The sequence below is a fragment of the Patescibacteria group bacterium genome, assembly GCA_018897295.1.
Lineage (GTDB): Bacteria > Patescibacteriota > Minisyncoccia > RBG-13-40-8-A > RBG-13-40-8-A > JAHILA01.
In genome coordinates this window covers 60469-80026 of record JAHILA010000009.1, presented here as the reverse complement: position 1 = coordinate 80026, position 19558 = coordinate 60469, and the positions used below count along the sequence as shown (strand labels likewise).

22 protein-coding genes are annotated in these 19558 nt (G+C 35.7%); 11 read left to right on the top strand and 11 right to left on the bottom strand.

All coding sequences use genetic code 11. The annotated features are described in order from the left end of the window. Positions 1-145: 145 nt before the first annotated feature. The 4 genes from KKI21_01565 to KKI21_01550 all read left to right on the top strand — a co-directional run bounded on the left by KKI21_01565 (position 146) and on the right by KKI21_01550 (position 3870). On the top strand, positions 146-685 hold the full coding sequence (locus KKI21_01565; GenBank protein ID MBU4284892.1) for a YebC/PmpR family DNA-binding transcriptional regulator: 540 nt from the start codon (positions 146-148) through the stop codon (positions 683-685). After that, positions 682-1158, top strand: a complete 477-nt coding sequence (gene ruvC / locus KKI21_01560; protein MBU4284891.1) for a crossover junction endodeoxyribonuclease RuvC — start codon at positions 682-684, stop codon at positions 1156-1158. Before KKI21_01565 ends, ruvC begins: the two co-directional genes overlap by 4 nt. A 77-nt stretch (positions 1159-1235) precedes the next feature. Next, positions 1236-1421, top strand: coding sequence for a hypothetical protein (locus tag KKI21_01555; GenBank protein ID MBU4284890.1), 186 nt, complete (start codon positions 1236-1238; stop codon positions 1419-1421). Positions 1422-1512: 91 nt separating this feature from the next. Continuing rightward, positions 1513-3870, top strand: coding sequence for a PBP1A family penicillin-binding protein (locus tag KKI21_01550; GenBank protein ID MBU4284889.1), 2358 nt, complete (start codon positions 1513-1515; stop codon positions 3868-3870). On the opposite strand, the gene dnaN is transcribed toward KKI21_01550, so the two are convergent. Together dnaN and dnaA are read right to left on the bottom strand one after the other, a co-directional pair. Then, positions 3867-4982, bottom strand: a complete 1116-nt coding sequence (dnaN, locus tag KKI21_01545; GenBank protein MBU4284888.1) for a DNA polymerase III subunit beta — start codon at positions 4980-4982, stop codon at positions 3867-3869. The genes KKI21_01550 and dnaN overlap by 4 nt on opposite strands. 203 nt (positions 4983-5185) lie before the next feature. Continuing rightward, positions 5186-6562 (bottom strand): chromosomal replication initiator protein DnaA, encoded by a 1377-nt coding sequence (dnaA, locus tag KKI21_01540; protein MBU4284887.1) that lies wholly within the window; start codon positions 6560-6562, stop codon positions 5186-5188. Positions 6563-6709: 147 nt separating this feature from the next. Here dnaA and rpmH point away from each other — a divergent pair, with 147 nt between their 5' ends. From rpmH to KKI21_01505, 7 genes are read left to right on the top strand one after another with little or no spacing between them, the layout of a single operon-like run. Continuing rightward, positions 6710-6853 (top strand): 50S ribosomal protein L34, encoded by a 144-nt coding sequence (gene rpmH, locus KKI21_01535; protein MBU4284886.1) that lies wholly within the window; start codon positions 6710-6712, stop codon positions 6851-6853. 5 nt (positions 6854-6858) lie between these two features. After that, positions 6859-7218: a ribonuclease P protein component gene (gene rnpA, locus KKI21_01530; GenBank protein ID MBU4284885.1), complete on the top strand. Its 360-nt coding sequence runs from the start codon at positions 6859-6861 to the stop codon at positions 7216-7218. Then, positions 7166-7387, top strand: coding sequence for a membrane protein insertion efficiency factor YidD (gene yidD / locus KKI21_01525; GenBank protein ID MBU4284884.1), 222 nt, complete (start codon positions 7166-7168; stop codon positions 7385-7387). The genes rnpA and yidD overlap by 53 nt, the downstream gene beginning before the upstream one ends. Beyond that, positions 7381-8082 (top strand): YidC/Oxa1 family membrane protein insertase, encoded by a 702-nt coding sequence (locus KKI21_01520; GenBank protein ID MBU4284883.1) that lies wholly within the window; start codon positions 7381-7383, stop codon positions 8080-8082. Before yidD ends, KKI21_01520 begins: the two co-directional genes overlap by 7 nt. Then, a complete protein-coding gene (locus tag KKI21_01515; protein ID MBU4284882.1) occupies positions 8057-8521 on the top strand; it encodes a hypothetical protein in 465 nt (154 codons plus the stop codon). Before KKI21_01520 ends, KKI21_01515 begins: the two co-directional genes overlap by 26 nt. A gap of 4 nt (positions 8522-8525) precedes the next feature. Continuing rightward, positions 8526-9962 (top strand): flippase, encoded by a 1437-nt coding sequence (locus KKI21_01510; GenBank protein ID MBU4284881.1) that lies wholly within the window; start codon positions 8526-8528, stop codon positions 9960-9962. Then, entirely contained in the window at positions 9959-11095 is a 1137-nt protein-coding gene (locus KKI21_01505) for an O-antigen ligase family protein (GenBank protein ID MBU4284880.1), read from the top strand. The genes KKI21_01510 and KKI21_01505 overlap by 4 nt, the downstream gene beginning before the upstream one ends. 61 nt (positions 11096-11156) lie before the next feature. Here the strand turns inward: KKI21_01505 and KKI21_01500 are convergent, their stop codons facing one another. The 9 genes from KKI21_01500 to KKI21_01460 are packed head-to-tail and all read right to left on the bottom strand — an operon-like array spanning position 11157 to position 19540. Further along, the gene (locus KKI21_01500; GenBank protein MBU4284879.1) at positions 11157-12329 is read right to left on the bottom strand and encodes a hypothetical protein; all 1173 of its coding nucleotides are present in this window, start codon (positions 12327-12329) and stop codon (positions 11157-11159) included. Positions 12330-12345: 16 nt separating this feature from the next. After that, entirely contained in the window at positions 12346-12975 is a 630-nt protein-coding gene (locus tag KKI21_01495; protein MBU4284878.1) for a hypothetical protein, read from the bottom strand. Between the two features lies 1 nt (position 12976). Further along, positions 12977-13711 (bottom strand): hypothetical protein, encoded by a 735-nt coding sequence (locus KKI21_01490; protein ID MBU4284877.1) that lies wholly within the window; start codon positions 13709-13711, stop codon positions 12977-12979. Then, complete coding sequence (locus KKI21_01485) at positions 13708-14121, bottom strand: hypothetical protein (protein MBU4284876.1); 414 nt, start codon at positions 14119-14121, stop codon at positions 13708-13710. The genes KKI21_01490 and KKI21_01485 overlap by 4 nt, the downstream gene beginning before the upstream one ends. A 1-nt stretch (position 14122) precedes the next feature. Further along, positions 14123-15916 carry an ATP-binding protein gene (locus KKI21_01480; protein ID MBU4284875.1) on the bottom strand — a complete coding sequence of 598 codons (1794 nt, stop codon included), beginning with the start codon at positions 15914-15916 and terminating at the stop codon, positions 14123-14125. A gap of 5 nt (positions 15917-15921) precedes the next feature. Beyond that, entirely contained in the window at positions 15922-16551 is a 630-nt protein-coding gene (locus tag KKI21_01475; protein ID MBU4284874.1) for a hypothetical protein, read from the bottom strand. Between the two features lie 14 nt (positions 16552-16565). Then, positions 16566-16994, bottom strand: a complete 429-nt coding sequence (locus KKI21_01470) for a PrgI family protein (protein ID MBU4284873.1) — start codon at positions 16992-16994, stop codon at positions 16566-16568. Positions 16995-17000: 6 nt separating this feature from the next. Further along, complete coding sequence (locus tag KKI21_01465; GenBank protein MBU4284872.1) at positions 17001-17384, bottom strand: hypothetical protein; 384 nt, start codon at positions 17382-17384, stop codon at positions 17001-17003. 14 nt (positions 17385-17398) lie between these two features. Further along, a complete protein-coding gene (locus tag KKI21_01460; GenBank protein ID MBU4284871.1) occupies positions 17399-19540 on the bottom strand; it encodes a hypothetical protein in 2142 nt (713 codons plus the stop codon). Positions 19541-19558 lie beyond the last annotated feature (18 nt).

Sequence of the window (19558 nt, the reverse complement as noted above, 5' to 3'; positions counted from 1 at the left end):
TATGCCCCGTAGTGAATTTTTGACTGATGCGGGGCCCCGTAGTGAAATTTCAACATTGCGGGAAAAAGAGCTTCGCTCAGTTGAAATTCTACTACAGGGCGGGGCATCATAATAATTTTAATTAGTCAAAAATCTACTACGTGGTATGAGCGGGCATAATAAATGGACGAATATCAAAAACCGCAAAGAAGCAATGGACAACAAAAAGGGCAAGGTCTTTAGCAAAATGGCTAAGATTATTGAAATTACTGCGCGAAAAAGCGGAGACCCAGTAACTAACCCATCTCTGCGCGTGGCGATTGATAAGGCCAGGTCTTATAATATGCCTAATGACAATATTGAAAGAGCAATCAAAAAAGGCACTGGCGAAAACAAAAAAGGGCGACTTGAAGAAGTCACTTATGAGGCCTATGGCCCGCATGGCGCTGCCTTAATTCTGGAAGTAATTACCGACAACCGCAACCGCATTGTTTCTGAATTAAAACATATTTTGAGCGTTTATGGCGGGAAACTGGCTGAAACTGGAAGCGTCAAATACCTTTTTGATAAACAGGGCGCTGAATGGATTCCAAAATACTCGTTGGACATCGCTGACCCAAAAACAAAAGAACAGATAGAAAAACTCTTCGGAGCATTGGATGATAATGACGATGTTAATGAGATTTATTTTAATGTTAATTTATGATTATATTAGGAATTGATCCAGGAACTGCTATTACTGGCTTTGGAATTATAGAAAAGTCAAAAATTAAAAGTCAAAAATTAAAAGTTATTGACTATGGTTGTATTAAAACGACTACTAATTTGTCTACAGCCGAAAGATTGGATAAAATGTACAAGGAATTAAAAACACTGATAAAGAAATATAAGCCGGAAATCGTGGCAGTAGAAGACATCTTCTTCTTTAAAAATTTAAAAACCGCTATCAAAGTAAGCCAGGCAAGAGGCGTAATCTTGTTAGCTATTGCCCAGTCAAAAATCCGCGTTGCCGAATATACACCGCTCCAGATCAAACAGGCAGTTGCCTGTTATGGCAGGGCGGAAAAATCGCAAGTCCAAAAAATGGTGAAAGTCTTATTGGATTTAAAAGAAATCCCAAAGCCCGATGATGCTGCTGATGCTTTGGCTGTGGCCATCTGCTGCGCACATAGCACTTGACAAGACATTTTTCATAATTATAATTAGCCGTATAGCCTCTAAGTAAGAGGGAAAATAATAATTAAGAAGTATTCAATATGACTTTAACAACTACCGAGGATATTTCCAAAATTCTCGCTTTCGGAGAAGACGATGCAGATGAAACAGGGTCAGATGAGGAGAAGGAAGACAATTTAGGACTAGACGACGAAGAAAAAGAGGAAAAAAAAGAAGAAGAGGAAGGAGGGATTGAAGAAACAGATGATGACGACGAAGAAGAATAATAAATTTATAAAATACCTAAAATCCCGCTCCGCCAGTTGGCGGATACGGGATTTTAGATTATTATTAGAAAATGCTATTATAATATAAGATATGCCGAAAATAGAATCTTATTATAACAAAAAGAATAAACGGTTTTATTTCAGAAGAAAATTTTTCGAAAACAGCCTAAAAACTTTGGTTTTGCTGTTTATTTTATTATTCGTAATAATAGTAGGCGCTTTTGTCTATCTTGCCAAGGACATACCAAGCCCGCAAAGTTTGACCGAAAGACAGATAACAGAATCAACAAAAATATACGACCGGACAGGAAAAATCATTTTATATGATGTGCATGGCGAAGAAAAAAGAACAGTAATCTCATTTGAAGAAATTCCACAATTTGTAAAAGATGCAACTATAACTATTGAAGATAATAATTTTTACCACCATTTCGGATTGGATATAAAAGGAATTGTCCGCTCTGTTTTTAATAATTTAATCGGCAAAAAAATATTGGGCCAAAAAACCAGCGTTGGCGGCTCGACTATTACCCAGCAATTCATTAAAAATGCGATTTTGACTTCGGAAAAAACCTATGTCCGGAAGATAAAAGAGGCGATTCTCGCAATTGAACTGGAAATGAAATACTCGAAAGATGAGATTCTTAATCTTTATCTCAATCAGGTGCCTTATGGCTCCAATGCTTATGGCATAGAAGCTGCAGCACAAACATTTTTCAATAAAAATGCCAAGGATTTAACATTAGCAGAATCAACCTTGCTCGCGGCTTTAACTCAAGCTCCAAGCTATTATTCCCCTCATGGCTCGCACTTTGAAACAACAAAGGCCAGGCAGGAATATATATTACAAAAAATGTATGAATTTGGATATATTAATGAAGAACAGATGAAAAATGCTAAAAGCGAAAAACTTGTATTTGCCCCGCCGCGTTCAGGGGTAAATGCCCCACATTTTGTAATGTATGTAAAAGAATACATTGAAGACAAGTACGGCCGGGATTACATAGAAAAAGCTGGCTTGAAAGTTTACACCACGCTCGACTGGGACTTGCAACAGATTGCTGAGAATGCGGTAAAACAATGGACTGAAAAGAATGGTAAAAAATATAATGCCCAGAATGCCGCCCTGTCAGCAATAGATCCGAAGACAGGCCAAATTCTGGCAATGGTCGGGTCCAAAGATTATTGGGCAGATCCATTCCCCGAAGGTTGTACGCCAGGCAAAAATTGTTTATTTGAGGGAAATACCAATGTGACTATCAGGCCGAGGCAGCCAGGTTCTTCATTCAAGCCGTTTGCCTATGCCAAGGCGTTTCAGAAAGGATTTACACCAGAGACAATGGTTTTTGACCTCAAAACAGAATTTAATCCTTATTGTTCATCTGATGCAACCCAAGAAAAAGACCAATACGGACTAGGATGCTATCACCCTAAAAACTATGACAGTAAATTCAGGGGCCCAATTTCCTTAAGAAGCGGCTTGGCTCAGTCGCTGAACATACCTTCAGTAAAAACTCTCTATATGGCCGGGGTTGATGAAACTATTAACCTGGCTCAAGATATGGGCATAGAAACACTAAAAGACCGCTCACGATACGGTCTATCTTTAGTGCTTGGCGGAGGAGAAGTTAAATTATTAGAAGAAACAGCTGCTTTCGGCGTTTTTGCCGCCGAAGGAATCAAGAATCCAATAAAAGAAATTATCAAAATAGAGGACAGCGAAGGAAATATTATTGAAGAATACAAAAATAATCCGAGAAAAGTTATGGAACCGCAGATCGCTAGGTTAATTTCCGATATTTTATCCGATGAGAATGCCAGGTCTCCTATGTTTGGCTATAAATCTAATCTCTATATAGAGGGAATACCCGTAGCAGCCAAAACCGGAACAACCCAAGAATACCGCGACGGCTGGACAGTGGGCTATACTCCATCTCTGGCAGTTGGAGTTTGGGCTGGAAATAATGACAATACTCCAATGAACCGCGAACCAGGTGTTGTGATTGCTGCGCCTATTTGGAATGAATTTATAAAAAAATCCTACGCAAAAAAGCAGGAATTAAGAACCAGTGATAAGCCGGATAATTATTTTGATCTACCAGAACAACCAGAAGAATTTATTAAACCAGACCCGATATCAACTGATAAGGACATTTTAAACGGAAAATACATCAATGAGTTAAGAGTCATGATAGACAGAATTTCCGGCAAACTGGCTACTAATCTTACCCCTCCAGACTTAATAGATGAAGCAGTATACCCCCAAATCCATTGCATTTTGTATTATATTAATAAAGACGAACCACAAAATCCAAGCGACGGTAGAAACGATCCACAGTTCCTAAATTGGGAGCAACCGGTTTTAAACTGGATAAATACCATGGAAAATGCCCATATTTATAACCAAAACCCGCTACAAGAATATGATAATATTCATGTGCCGGATTAAAGTTTAATCGGCATAATTATATATGTGAAATCTTCTTTTCCTTCTGGTCTGATTATTCCTGGACTGATTTCTCCATTAAAACTAATAACAATTTTTTCTGCATTAATATTATTTAATCCGTCTAATAAATATTTGTGGTTAAAAATTATTTCCAAGTCTTTACCTTTTGTCTCGACTTCTATCTCTGAAGAGTTCTCGCCAAGTTCAATATCTTGCGAGAAAACCTCTATCAGAGATTTTTTGCAATCAACTTTAAATCTGATATCGTTAATCCTGCTACTGAAAAAACTTCCGATTTTGACCGCTTTTATCAGTTCCTCTCTCTTTATAACAACAGTTGTATCGAATTGTTTGGAAATAAGCTGTTGGTAATTTGGGTAATTGCCTTCAATTAATCTTGAAATAATCTGGGTCTCTGGCAGGCTAAATAGAATTTGATTATTCTCGATACTTATTTTGAGTGTATTATTCTCTTGATTGGATATAATTCTGATTAACTCCTGGACTGTTTTATAGGGAATAATAATTGATTTTACATCGTCTTTTTTGGTTTTTCCGCTTTTGATATTTAATATCTTTTCTCCTAGTCTAAAACTGTCTGTGGCCACAAATTTAATTCTTTTTTCATTACTAAGGTCAAATAAAATACCCGAAATCTCCGGCCTAATATCTGAAATAGAGACAAAATTAATCACCTGCTCTAAAGCATTCTTAAATTCAAAAGAATCTATTTCTAAAATCGGCTCGCTTTTAATTTTAGGAATAATGGGAAAATCTTTTGCATCTAATCCTTTAATAATTGACTTATAATTATCGCATTTTAGGTTGGCTATATTATTTTTAATATTTATTTCTATTTTTTTATTAGGTAGGTTGTTAATAAAATTAACCAATAATTTTGCAGGAATAGTTATACTTCCCTCTTTTTCAATCTTGCATAATATATGACTGGTAATAGCCATTTCTAAATTAGTAGTTGATAGTTTTAACTGTTTTTGATCTGCAGATAATAAAATATTATTTAAAATCGGCAAGGTTAAATTTTTGCCTGTGATGTTTTGGACAATATTTAATCCGTTTTTTAAATTTTCTTGAAGACAAATTATTTTCATATTAATAATTTAATTAATTAAAACGTTTATTATTATTATTAAGAACCATATTTTAGGGGATAAATCGATTTTTAGGATTAAATTTTATGAATTTATTGTGGAAAATTAATGGATAACGGCTTTAAAATATGTTTTAAAACTGTGGTATAATTTTTTTATTTTTAAAGCTATCCAGATTTTATTCTATAATAATTAACAGTTTATTATTTTAATTCACTATATAATCTTTCTTTAATAAGGTTTAATTCTTGTTCTAGTTCAGTATTATTTTGTAATTCTTTTCCTATTTTTTCGCAGGCATAAATTGCAGTTGTGTGGTCTCTGCCTCCTAATTTTGAGCCAATAAAAGGATAAGAGCTTTTTAATTCCTCGCGCATTAAATACATTGTTATTTGTCTTGGTCTAACTACTTCTTTTCTCCTGCTGCGGGTTATTAAGTCATTAATATTTAAATCATAGAAATCAGCGACTATTTCGGATATTTTTTTGTAATTTGTTCTTTTTTGCGGGTTGGCGATAATGGTTTTAAGGATTTTTATTAGTTGTTTTGAGTTTGGAATAACATTATTTAATCTAATAAAAGCGATAACCCTATTTAATGCTCCCTCTAGTTCTCTGACGTTCTTTTGGATATTTGATGCAATGTAACTATATGCCTCTTCTGACAATTCTATCCCTATGCTTTGGGCTTTCTTCTTTAAGATTACAAGTCTGGTTTCAAATTCTGGTATGCCAATATCGGCTATCATTCCCCCCTCAAAGCGCGAGCGTAGTCTTTCCTCTAGGGTGGCAATCGCTTTCGGCGGTCTGTCGCTGGATAGGATAATTTGTTTATTTTTTTCATATAGATTATTAAAAGCATGGAAGAATATTTCTTGAGTTTTTTCCTTGCCGGCTAAAAACTGGATATCGTCAATGATTAGAACGTCAACTTTTCTGTATTTATCTTTAAATTGTTCAACTTTTCCTTCAGAAATTGACAAGATTAAGTCCGCGCTGAATTTTTCAGAAGAAAGATAGCTTACTTTTTTGTTCCCGAGTTTTATAATTTCATTTCCAATAGCCTGAATAAGATGGGTTTTACCGACGCCCACGCCGCCATAGATAAATAAAGGGTTGTAAACATTGCCCAGGTCCTTAATTACTGACTGAGAAGCAGCATAAGCAAGCTCATTAAAAGAAGCAACTACAAAAGAATCAAAATTATAGCGTGGATTTAGATTAGTATTTTCGTCTATCTTATATTCATGGATATCCATCTGTTCTTTTAATAGAATTTGTTTTTTGTCTTTTTTGTCTTTCTGCTTTGTTTTTGGTTTGGCGGTCGATTTAGCTAATGAAGTGATTATATAATTGACTCTTTTAACTTTGCCAATAGCATCCCTTAAAGCTTTTAATATTATTTTATTATATTTATTCTCCAGCCACTCTTTAGTGAATCCATTTGGTACACCAACAACAATTTCTCCGTCTTTTTGAGAAATTATGTTTGTGTTCTTAAACCATGTAGTAAAATTGGCTTTTGAGATTGAGAGTTCTATCTCGCTTAACACTGTCTGCCAAAGTTCGTGGTTGGTCATATATGTGATTATATCATAAAAATTACTCAACAAAAACAAAGGCAATACCCGATTTTGTGAATAAAGTGTGAATTGTTTGTGGATTGCGGTTTGACCCTGCTAAGCGGGGTTTGACCGATATTTTATTTATTGTTAATCTTATAATATATGGCACAGCAAGGATTAACATATAGGCCAAAAAAGAGAAAAAGAAGCAGATCCCACGGATTCAGAACAAGAATGAGAACTAAAGCAGGAAGAAATATTATAAGCAGAAGGCGAGAAAAAAACAGAAAAAAACTGACCGTATAAATAAAATGCTTTCTTCTAAAAATCGTTTAAGAAAAAAAAGCGATATTAACAAAGTTTTTAAGCAAGGCGCGTATATAGCCGGGAATTTTATTTTTTTAAAGTTCGCAAAAAACAATCTAAATACGAATCGCTTCACCTTTGTCGTCAGTTCAAAAATATCCAAAAAAGCCGTTTTAAGAAACAAGATAAAAAGGCAATTAAGAGAGATATTTAAGAAAATCGCTTTTAAACAGCAATCGGGATTTGATTTTTTAGTGGTTGCGAAACCTGGAATTATCAGTAAAAAATTCAGGGAAATAGAGAAAGAAATAAATGAAACATTTAATTCTAAAAATAATAAAAATATATCAAAAAAGCTTTTCTAGGGCTTGGGGTAGAATTAATCCAAGGTATGGCTGCAGATTCCATCCTTCCTGCTCAGAATATTGTATTAAATCCATAGAGAAATATGGAGTTGTTAAGGGGCTACTTAAGAGTGTAGGGAGAATTTTAAGATGCAACCCTTTTAATAGCGGTGGAATAGATTTATGCTAGGAAATTTATTTAATCAGATTTTATACGAACCAATTTTCAAGTTTTTGGTTTTTTTATATAACAACATTCCTGGCCATGATTTGGGAATTGTTATTATAATCCTGACAGTTTTAATCAGGATTATTCTTTTCCCTTTGTCGCAAAAATCCATCAAATCCCAGATGAAAATGGCTTTGCACAAAGACGAGATAAAAGAGATTCAGGGCAAATACAAATCCAAAGAAGAACAAAGCAGGGAATTGATGAAATTTTACAAAGAAAACAAAATCAATCCCTTTTCTGGGTGTCTGCCATTATTAATCCAGTTCCCTATTCTTATTGCCCTCTATAAAGTTTTCATTAATGTTTTAAGCGCAAAAGATGGGTTGATTGATCCCTTGTTCTTAGGGTTTTTGGATTTATCAAAAAGAAGCCCGATTTTAGCAATTATTGCCGGCATTTCCCAGTTTTTCGCTTCGAGGCTGGCAATGAAGCGTACAGCTTCAATTCCTCAGCCAGGAATATCGGAAAAGGCAGCACAGACACAGAAAAATATGAGCCGCCAGATGACCTATATGTTTCCTCTGCTGACAATTTTTATCGCCTGGAATTTTCCGGCCGGACTGCCGTTTTATTGGGCAGTAAGCACTGTTCTGGGATTGGCGCAGGATTATTATTTGTATAAAAAATATGGAAGAAACAAAAAAGACAATTGAAAAACTTTTTCAGTCAATGGGATTTGATGTTTTGGAAATTGTTGTTAAGAAAGGCGATACCCTGAAAGATAAAGAAGTAATAGATGTTAGTATTAGCATGGATTCCAGAGATGCTGGTAGGTTTATTAAAGAAAACGGTGAAGGTCTGGATGCTGTCCAGCATATTACCAGATTATTGGCCTTAAAACAGGGGCTCGGCCAATCGTTTTTAGTTCTGGATATTAATAGTTATAAAGAGGGCAGAAAGAATGAATTGATTGACCTGGCATTAAAAACAGCCAAAGAAGTCAGAAGAACCCAAAAAACTATTACATTAGAACCCATGCCAGCTTATGAAAGGAGGATTATTCATCTTGAGTTGGCTGAGAAACCCGACATTGTCACTGAAAGTATTGGTCAAGAACCGGAAAGGCGGGTGATGATTAGGGTTTATCCTTAGTGATATGACTGTAGTTCGAAAAATAGCCTATAATACGGTTATTTCCGCAGGGGCGCGCCTGATTGGCGTTGCCCTTTCTTTAGTTAGTTTGGGTTTAATTGCGAGATATCTGGGTACTGAGGGATTCGGCAATTACAGCTTGATTTTGGCCTTTTTATATACCTTTAACAATATAGCTGATTTAGGGCTTTATTCTTTAATGGTAAGAGAAATATCCAAGCCGGATGCTGATGAGAAAAAAATTGCTAGCAATATCTTTACGATACGGCTTGTGGCGGTGTTAGTCTTTATGGCTGTAGCGTCGATTATTATTTGGTTTTTCCCTTATTCTTCGCAAGTGAAGAACGGGACGCTGATTGCTGCTGTATCTTTTATTTTCCTTTCAATGGGCCAGGTTTTAATGGGTATTTTCCAAAAATATCTTAGAACAGACCGGTCGGCTGTTGCAGATATTTTAGGCAGAGTTGCCCAGCTGGGCCTGATTATCTTGTTTATAAAAATCAGTTCGGGGCTGTTCGGTATTGTTTTTGCCCTAATCGGCGGGTGTTTTGTTAATTTTATTTTACTCTTTATTTTTGCCCGTAAGTACGTTCTATTCTCGTTAGATTTTGATTTTTCTTATTGGAGGAAAATCATCAAATCAGCTTTGCCTATTGCTGTTTCTATTGTTCTTACCCTGATTTATTTTAAAATCGATAGTATTTTTCTTTCCTTGTCCGCAATAAACCGTCATTCTCCGAATCCGATTTCGGATGTAGGTGTCTATGGCATTGCCTATAAGATTCTTGAAGGTTTAATATTCTTTCCGGCAATGTTTGTGGGTTTGATTATGCCCTTACTTTCAAATAGCGCTTTTACTGATCCTAAAAAATTTAAGAAAATATTCCAAAAAGCTACGGACATATTGATTATTTTCATCATTCCGCTGATTATTGGATTATTAATGCTTTCTTTGCCAATAGTGGTTCTAATTGGAGGCACGGATTTTAGCGCTTCAGCGCCAGTGCTGAATGTTTTGGCTTTTGCAATCGGCTTGATATTTTTGGGTAATCTTTTTGGCAATGGCATTATCGCTTTAAACAGGCAGAAAGCCGGAGCCTGGATATATTTTATCGGCATGATTTTTAATATTATCCTGAATCTTATCTATATTCCTAAATATCGTTATGTAGGGGCTGCGGCAACTACTATGGCAACCGAGTTTTTAGTCACGATTCTGATGATGATTTTAATCTATAAGACAATCCATTATCTGCCGAAGTTTAATGTGATTAAACCGCTTATTGCTGGCGCAATTATGGCTGGATTTTTGTATTCATTCAGTAGCTGGAATATTTTTATCCTAACAGGCGGTGGATTGATTGTCTATCTGCTGGTTTTATATTTAATTAAAGGAATTAGAAAAGAAGAAGTCCAATTATTGATTAAAGAAGAAGTATGAAGATTTTAAAATGGGGCATATATTTAATTATTTTCTGCCTGCCATTATATTTAATCAGATTGAAAGTTCTTGGCATTCCGACCACTGTGCTGGAATTGATGATTTACGGGCTGTTTGCGCTCTGGTTGGTAAATAAGGGCTACAAGGACATCTGGACGGCCTTAAAACACGAGGGGCTACTGGTCTGGGGAATTGTTTTTTTAATGGTCGGGGTAAGTATGGCAACTATTTTTTCCTGGGATTTAAGAGTGAGTGCGGGGATTTGGAAAAGCTGGTTTATAGATGCCCTGATATTCTTTTTTGTGGTTGTTTCCATTATAAAAAAAGATGATATTAAAAATATCTTTAGAGCATTGATTTATTCGGGATTGGCAGTTTCAATAATTTCTCTGGTTTATTTAATTCAGGGGAATTTTAATTATCAAGGAAGGTTGCAGGGAATTTATAATTCGCCGAATTTCTTAGCAATGTATCTGGCACCGATACTAATTATTTTAGTAGCGAATATTTATTCGCGAATAAATATCCGCCTAATTTTGTTTCTTGTTTTTTTGATTCTTGCTGTTACTTTATTTTTTACTAAATCCTTTGGCGTTTTGCTTGGAATTCTGGCTGCTTTGGTTTTTGGGCTAGCGATCCATCTTTATCAAAAGAAGAAAATAAAACTGGCTTTAGGAATTATTTTTCTGGCTTTTGCGATTATTTTTATTTTTGGATTAGTAAAAATAGAATCACTGGAAGGGCTTAAGTCATTTGATGCGCGGTTCGTAATCTGGCAGACAGCGTGGGAGTCATTTGAAGATAATCCGATTACAGGCATTGGACCTGGGACATTTGAGGACTATTTTCCTCCGTATCCTAAATGGGGTGTGCCTCAGCCGCATAATGTATTTTTGGCATTTTTGCTTCAAACGGGAATAGTGGGATTTGTCGGTTTTATTTTAATTCTGATTTGGTTTTTTCGGCCTAGGGCCGACCAGCCTCGGGCTGGTAGATGGCAATTGCTACTGATGATGATTATGATATATATTCTGGCGCATGGGTTAGTTGATACCACTTATTGGAAGAATGATCTTTCTTTGGTTTTTTGGGTAATCATAGGAGTGATGGTGATTATCAAAAAAGAATCCTGATAAAATCGGGATTCTTTTTTGATTTGTATTATTCGTATAGAATTTGTAGATTGGCATCGGACTATAGTTTTATGCTGTATAGTAATCCATTCTCTTTATTTATAAAGAATAGATAATTCTCCTGGGGAGAGAGAAGCAAATCAGCAGCATCATAGGCTTCAATTAGGTTTTCTTTTTCCAGAATATTGGTTTTTTCTCCGGTTCCTATATTAATTTTATAGAATTCATCATTGCCAATAAATGTTCCTTTATAGAAATCATCTGGCAGAACCTTCGCATCAGCGATATTCTTGGGAACTGCGCAGTAAATATATCTTGTATCTTGCGACCACGCGCATTTTTCAGCCAAAGTTGAAACATTGGCTGATTTTTCATTTATGCCGTTTCTGTCAGCAATGAAAATTCCGATATTTCCTCCTTTGGAATTTGTTTTAGAGTATAGTATTTTATCTCCCTCATATGACCATTTTATACTCAAGCCATACACGTTTGGCATTATATTGTTAAATGATTTAGAGAGTGTATTTAACGAGTAGAGAGAGCTCTGGGCAATGCCGGACGGCTTTTCTCTTAAGAAGATATCCGAACCTTTCGGCCATTCAATAATCAAATTTTTCATCCGTGTTTTTAAAAGAGTCATATATTTTGTGCCATCGGGATTAGCCGTGCTGATATTATTGTTGTCAGTAAAGTCATTTTGGTATTGGTAAGCAATTTTTTTGCTGTCAGGCGACCAGGCAATATAATTTATGTATTTATCCAATGGCAGGGCTTTTTGGGTGGCGTAGCTGTAAAAATATTTGCTGATATTTTCCAAATTGTCCTGAAAAATGGTGATTACATTGTTTTTGTCAGGCGACCAGATGACTTTTACCAGATTTTCCAATATTGTAGTTGAGGTCTGCGACAGATTAGAGCCATCGAAATTTGATTGCCAAACATTGCCATTAGAACGAAGATAGTAAACTACTTTTGTTTTATCACTGGTAATGGTCGGAGAAAATATTGGTTCCTGGCTAATGGCTTTTATTCTTACTTCTGGCCGAGGTTGGGATATTTCTTCTTCTCCAGCTGCGCCATTTTCTTCATTTTCTTGACCCTCGGGCAATCCTGCTCCTCCGTTTTCTTGGGTTGTTGATTTTTTAATTACAAAATTATAGACCAGCAATCCGATTAAAGCAATAATCAGGATTATTATTATGATGATTAAGATTTTTTTTAGTTTAGTATTCATATAAATTTGTTATTTATTATGGGCATGGCTGAGTTTCTTTGAAGAAATACTTGTTTAAGACAAAAACACCAGGACATATTTTTCTAACGATTTCTCGACACATAATAATTGCAACATAGGGATCTTGTTTCCCCATTGCTTGGCAAGAATATGCAGAGGAAGTCAAATGAGGTTCATCGCATCTATCTCTTTTTAAAAAATAGTCGCAGCAAAAATAACAATAAAAATCTGCTTTTGGCAGATCAGGGGGTTTTTCTATTGCAGGTAATTCAAAACTAATATCTACTAAATCCGGATTAATGGTGTTTAAAATCACAACCGCAGCCAAAAGAATTAAAACCCCCAATAAGGCCTGGGTAATTCGATCTTTGGCATCGCCTGCTTTTGAAGCATTGCCAGCAGATGTGACATACTGGATTGCGCCGATTAAAATCGATATAAAAGCCACAACTCCGCAGGCAAGCAGAGCGAATTTGTAAATATAATTTACAAGATTCGGTAAATCGCTCGTTTCGCTCATCTCGTTGGGACTTTGCGCCCCAGGTATACTGGGATAATCCTTTATAAGCAAATCAATCGCCTGGCAGGTTTGCCACGCTCCTGCGAATAAGATGATGAAAATTATAATGGGTAAAAATTTTTTCATTTTAATAAATATTAATTTTCATTGATTTGAAAGCATTTTGGGTTTCGTCCAAAATATTTTTAACGTTTACCCATAGGTCACTTTTAATGGTTTGTCCATTATTCTTATCCGATATAGTTAAATTGAAAATACTTGCATCATAATCCGAAGAAATTATTGATTCTTTGCCCGAGAATGTCCATTCAAAGATTAAATCGGTCAATTTATTAATACTGAAGAAATAAGGCCTGGCAACAAAAGAAAATGTCTTGCCGGCCAAAAAAGTGTAAATTGTGCTCGCTTGATTGGAAAAATGAGAATTGCCATTGGAGGAATAAAAGATAATTTCAGGTTCAGCTATTGGAATTTGAATGGATTTTTCTTCAAAAACCGTCCTGTCATCATTAAATATCTGCAATCTTACAGTATGGTATGCGCCAGGCCTCTGCTGGACATAAAAATAGAAACTATCTTTGCCGTATCCGGATTTGCTTTGCTGGAAAATATCTTCTAAAAACCAGCTGTATTTTAGATTTAAAGGATTGCCGCCGGAAGTGTCAATTACTACGTCAATTATAACCTTGCTTCCTATTGTTGGAAGATTTCTCCCTTGATAATTATACGGAGTATATGTATCAGCAGACCAGATTAATTCAAATTTATTTATTCTGACATCCGAAGCGCTGTCCGCGGCAAAAATTGTGGACGGGACGCCCAGTAAAATTGAGATGATTATAATGGAAAATATTTTATTCATATTTTTTTCATTTTTCCGATTGTTTGTTTACCTAATTTGGTGTCTTTAAAACAGCAATAAAGAACGAATGTAGTCCAGGTGGGAATTATACCGAATGGAGATAATTCCACTAAAAAAGTAAGTATCAATTGATAGGAATAGCTTTGTTTTCCTGGTCCTTGTTTTAAAATCCTCCATAACCACAAGATGCCCAGAATAGGAATATTTATAATTCTGACTAATATGACCCCAAAACCGGTTAAATCAAGTGCGCCTAAAAGGTCAGCCACTACGGCAAGTGGAAGAAAAATTATCAGCCCCAAAAAATCAGGAGAGGACTCTTCGCTTTTTTGCTTTGATGTTGAATCTGTTTTTGCTCTATCCTGATTCAACTTGGCGCTTTGCTCTCTTTGTGATATAGCTGTTTCCATATTATTGTCTTGCTAATTCTTCTTTGGCCTGATTAATTTTAACTATTTGTTCCGGATTAGTGGTTACAATTTGGTCTTCGGTATAGGATGCCACCACCTTAATCGCAGCATGTTTTAATCCGGCAAAAAATATCCCCTCTCCAACATCTGCCTGTAAAAGCAGATATTTTTCTTCATCAGTCAGATTAAATGTTTGCTGCACAACTTCAATACTGGAAGGAGATTGCTTGAAGAGAATCTGGAGCGATGAATTTGAAACAATCGGCTTGCCGTATGGTGAGCTCATAAAATCCGGAATATCCTGGGTGATTGTTGTGAGCCCAAGCCAGTATTTTCTGCATCTTTTGGCAATGCCATGAAGGAAGGACCCGCCAGCTTCGCTTTTTAACATCCACCATGCCTCATCAACAACCATAATTCTCTTCTTCATATCTGAGCGAATGAGATTCCAGATATATTGCAATATTAAAAACATTGCCACTGGCTTTAACTCATCCTCCATATCCCTGGTGCTGAATACAATAAGTTTTTTATGGATATCAATGTTTGTCGGCTGGTTTAAAAATCCGGCAAAACTTCCTTTAGTATAGCGCTGTAATCGTTTCGCGATTCTATCTCCTCCTTCCATATTATCAAGCACTGTTTCTAAATCCTCCATTAGCGGCGAAGTGACATTTTTCAGGTCAGATTGGATTGTAATATCTTTAGAAGCGTAAGTTTCAGTCAGCGCTCTGTCTAAAATTGAATTTTCCTCAGGAGTTAATTCCCCGAGAGCAACTCTCAATAATCCTACTAAATCCATTATCTTTGAACGCAGAACATCTTCTGTTGTTTCATCCGGTCCGGGCGCAGAAATATCAAAAGGATTAATATGGCTATTAGAGGACAGGGAAATTTTGAAATAGGCGCCATCAACTGTTTCAGCTAAATGCTGGTATTCGTTTTCCGGATCAACAACAATCACGTCTGTCCCCATTATCAATGACCTGAGAATTTCCACTTTAACTGCATAAGATTTTCCGCCTCCGGATTTTCCGAAAATCACCATATTGCCGTTTTCCATTGAAAAGCGGTCGAAAATAATCAAGCTGTTATTGTGGCGGTTTATTCCGTAAAGAATACCTTTATTTGAAGATAGATTTGAAGATACAAAAGGGAAAACAGTGGAGAGCGGGGCTGTGTTCATCGAATTAGTGATAAATAGTTGATCTTTGCCAAGCGGAAGGGTTGAGTTTAAACCTGCGTCTTGCTGGAATATTGCTGGTTTGGCATAAACCATTTTTGCTTCAAATAAAGACATTATTTGTTCTTCTGCCTCATTGAGCTTTTCAACTGAATCTTCAAAAATCGTGATGTAAAGCCCGTATTTGAAGAATTTTTCAGTGCCTTGGACTAATTTATCGCGTAAATCCTCTACATCGCCTCTAGCGGTCTCCAGGATCGGATTTCTTATTTTGCCTTGTTCCTGCTCCATATTTACCTGCGATTCTATTTGTGTTATTTTTCTTTTTAGTTTTTTAAGGATTATTCCTGTATCAGTAGGATGGATAAACATTGAAACATTCAGCACTCTGTCCAGATTTATTATCGGCGAAAGCCAATTAACAGTCAAAAATCTGGGATAAGTGATGATGAAAAATGTGCGGGCGAATCTTTCGCCGATTTGGATGTAATTAGAAGTAATCTGAAGAGCGGAAGGCGCAATCGTATCAGCCAAACTCGCTTCAATTTCAGCTGTTTCTTCTATTTCCGAAATTTCTTCAATTGCTAATTTTTTCTTTCCGAATAAACTCATAACATTTATCTTTCTACATTATAAAATTCAAAATAAAGCTGGGTTAATTGCTCATCATTTAAAGGAATGGTTTTTATGCCGAGACCCCGTAATCCATCTACAACCATATTTACTCTTTGTTCAAGCTGGGTTTTGTATTGGTTGAATTTTTCCGTTTCAAATTTTTGTTTTGAAGATTTTGCGCTGGAAATTATGTTTTTTACTTTTTCAAAAAATCCTTCCTGCCTGGACTCCATAACGCTGAAAGGGACGATAACATAAAACGACTTACTCATTATATTTGCGAATTCAACAAAGCTCTGGACAAAATTGATATATTCATTGGTCTGGATTCTTAGGAGTTCATTGGTTTGTATTTTCTCAAGTTCTTTGACTTGATTTAAATAATCATCAATTTGGAAATGGCGGGAAGCAATGATTATCTGGATTGGGAAATCAAGGGCATTAAGAAATTCTTGAAATCGGGCAACTAATGCTTCTTGTTCTACTTGGCTCAAGAGGTCAAAATTAATACTGGAGCAGGCGCAAACAGCTTTTATACTATTGTCTTTCATAATTGCTACTCCATTCTTTATTTCTTTGACCTCGATGAATTTTTGTATTCCCGAGACGTTTTTGGGTAATTTTATAGGCATATTATTTATTCTTCCTACGCTTCTTCTTTATTGGTCTCAACCTTCCAATTTAAGTCCTGTAAACTATTCTTTGCTATGGGCTTATTTTGCCCCTTTTTATCCGTAATTTTCTTTATAATTTTGATGTTTTCCGTTTCCTCTGATTCTGGAGCCGGTTTTTTGCCAATTGGTTTTTTCCAGACATAGAAATCCGGTTTTCTTAAAAATCTGAAGAAGTTGCTAACTATACTTATAAACGGCTGGCCGTGGACTTTTATAAAAGCAAGAGGAATAGTGATTCCGAGAATAGGTATTGCCAGAATAATTATTGCATAGAAATTCAGGATTTTATAGAGGATAAAAATGATTGCTCCTGCTGCCAGTAAATACAGGAATTGCTTTATTGTCAAAGGCCCGATAACCTTGTCTTCAATATCAATAAATTGAGGGACTTGAAATTGCATTTTGTATTATTCGCGATTTAAATTTTTTAGATTAACAATATTTTCATTTTTAGGTTGGGTAGTATTTGGCGTTAAAGATTCTATTCCTGGAAAGTATCTTTTTATCGGAATAAAAATATTTTTAGCAATATCAATGGTTATTAATTTTGCGATTTCAGAGTCAATGTTTAGTTGGGTTTTTAATAAGTTGATAAAATCTCCGAAAGAAATTTCTTTAATGAAAATTTTTCCAATAAGGATGGGAAGTTTATCGCTTTGTTTCGCGTTTAGTTTGTATTTATTATTAATTTCAGATATTAAACTTGTTGTTTTATCGGAAAGCATAACCTCTTTTATTTCTGGAGGTAATTGACTAACCTTTTTTCTAAATTCATTAGTATAATCCGGCATAATTTAGTTTTAGTTTAGATAAGAGTTTTAAGATAGGGATTATTATTAACAGCGAATTTATTGGCAGCAGCAATTGGGCTTGTTGCGGTAGAAAGATATCTTACCATATTTTTAGCCGCTACATTATCTTGCATTTTTTCAACGATATTGGCAAGTTGGTTGGTAGGCATATTATTTGCCAAAATTTCTAAGTTGGCAGATGAACTAGCTGAACTAATTCTTTTAATCCCATCGGCACCAGATTTCTTTGCCCAATTCACTAGTTGCGCAGAAGACATACGATCTATATCACCGGTTTGAGAGGCATAAGAATGATGGATTTTTTCTTGGTCCAAAGCGCTCATACCAGATAAAATTGCGTTTCCGACAGTAGTTAAAGTATCTAGCGATGTTTTTAAGTTTGTTGCGTGTTGAGGAGAGGCATTTCTTAATGATTCTATTTGAACAGCCGATGCAAATCTTCCTAGGGCGGCAACAACGCGTTCGTCTTTAAGAGCAATGGCTGGAATTTTATTGATGTTTCCTTCTTGAACCACTTTCTGGGTTGTATTATCTCGTTCTGTATTATTTTCTATGGCATCAAGTCTTGTTTCTTTTAGTTTTTGATAAGCTTCAAAATCATTGAAACCCTTAAATGTTTTCATTGCTTCCCCGGCTTCATTTGTAGTGGCATCTCTTAATAATCCTCTTCTGGCTGCATTGCGAGTAGCTATTAATTTTCTGATTTTTTGTCCTGGGGTTATACCTTTGACCATTGATTCTTTCATTACATCCCCGTCTGACATAGTAGAAATTAATCTTTCATATGCTACGTTTCGAGGATCCTTTTCAGGTCTCATTCTCATTTCGGTAGCTCTAGCTCGCATTCTTCTGCCAAGTTTTCCGCCAAACAATGCTCCTCCTGCCGTTAAAGCGCCGGCGCCTGCAAGTCTGCCGAGACCTTTTGTTGGTCGCATAGCTTGTCGCCCCATCCATCCGGCTACTCCTTTTTTGGTATCTGTGGCTATTTTCATAACCGCATTTGCGCCATGGATACCAAGTGCTTGCGCCACTACTATACTTCCAACAAGAAAACCAATAATAATAAAGAAACTGATTAATTCTCCTCCAGGATTACTCTGAAAAGCATTTGCAGTTACTTTATAATTTCCCGTAATAGCATATTGGCTGGCAATCATGCCTATTTTTTTGTTTGCCTGAGTAGTAGCTATTTGTATTGCTATCCAGATAAAAAATGTATACGCAGGGGCGAATATGCACCAATGCAAGAATTTTGTCCACCATTTTTTCCAATTTTCTTGAAGTCCAGGTAATGCATAACATATAAAAGCCAATGGAACGATTGTTATTAAAAACCAAATAGCTATTATTCTGAATAAAATCATTAGCGCTCCGGCAGACAAAGCAAAAATAGCCATAATCATTACTATAGAGCCGAGTACAATTCCAAAAAAAATATCAAGAAATGCTTCATCTTCCACTTTGACTTCTATTCCTTGGTCTTTTCTGCATTTTTTTAATATTCCGTTAGCATTTTCAACACAATCAGCATCACTTTTACAATTAGATATAAGTCCTTTATAGATGTTATCACAATCCGTTATAGTTATAGCCGTCCCCGTTATATTGAAAGCATCGGCGAATACTGCTGTTATCATTCCCTTTTCACCGCCTTGACTACCGATTTTTCCTTTAATGTCTTTTATAAAAAAATTAGCGGTAATATTGCTAAAATCAACAATCACCGAACAAAGCACAAAACTAAAATTTATTAAAAGCGCGATTCCTATTATTTTTGGCAGGAGTTTTTTCACTCCATATTGTTCAATGCGCAAAATAGTGCCAAAAGCGATTATCACCATAATAAGGATAAACAGCATATTTGCGAAATCTCTACACGCTGTCCATCCTGTTTTTACAACTTCAGTGGTTTTGCTGTCAAATCCTATGCCCAAAGCTCCTTCAAAGAGCGAAACAGCAGTTGTAAGTAGTTTCATCAAACATGTTCGTATAATCTCTCCAAGTACGCTAAAAATTCCTTTTCCTGCCTCATGCAAAACTCCTGCATTAACAGAACTAGGCATGGCTAGTCCAGAAACAACCACTGCTAATATAATTATTGGTATTACGATTTTAAATTTTGATTTTGTATTCATCTATGCTTAATATTTTAT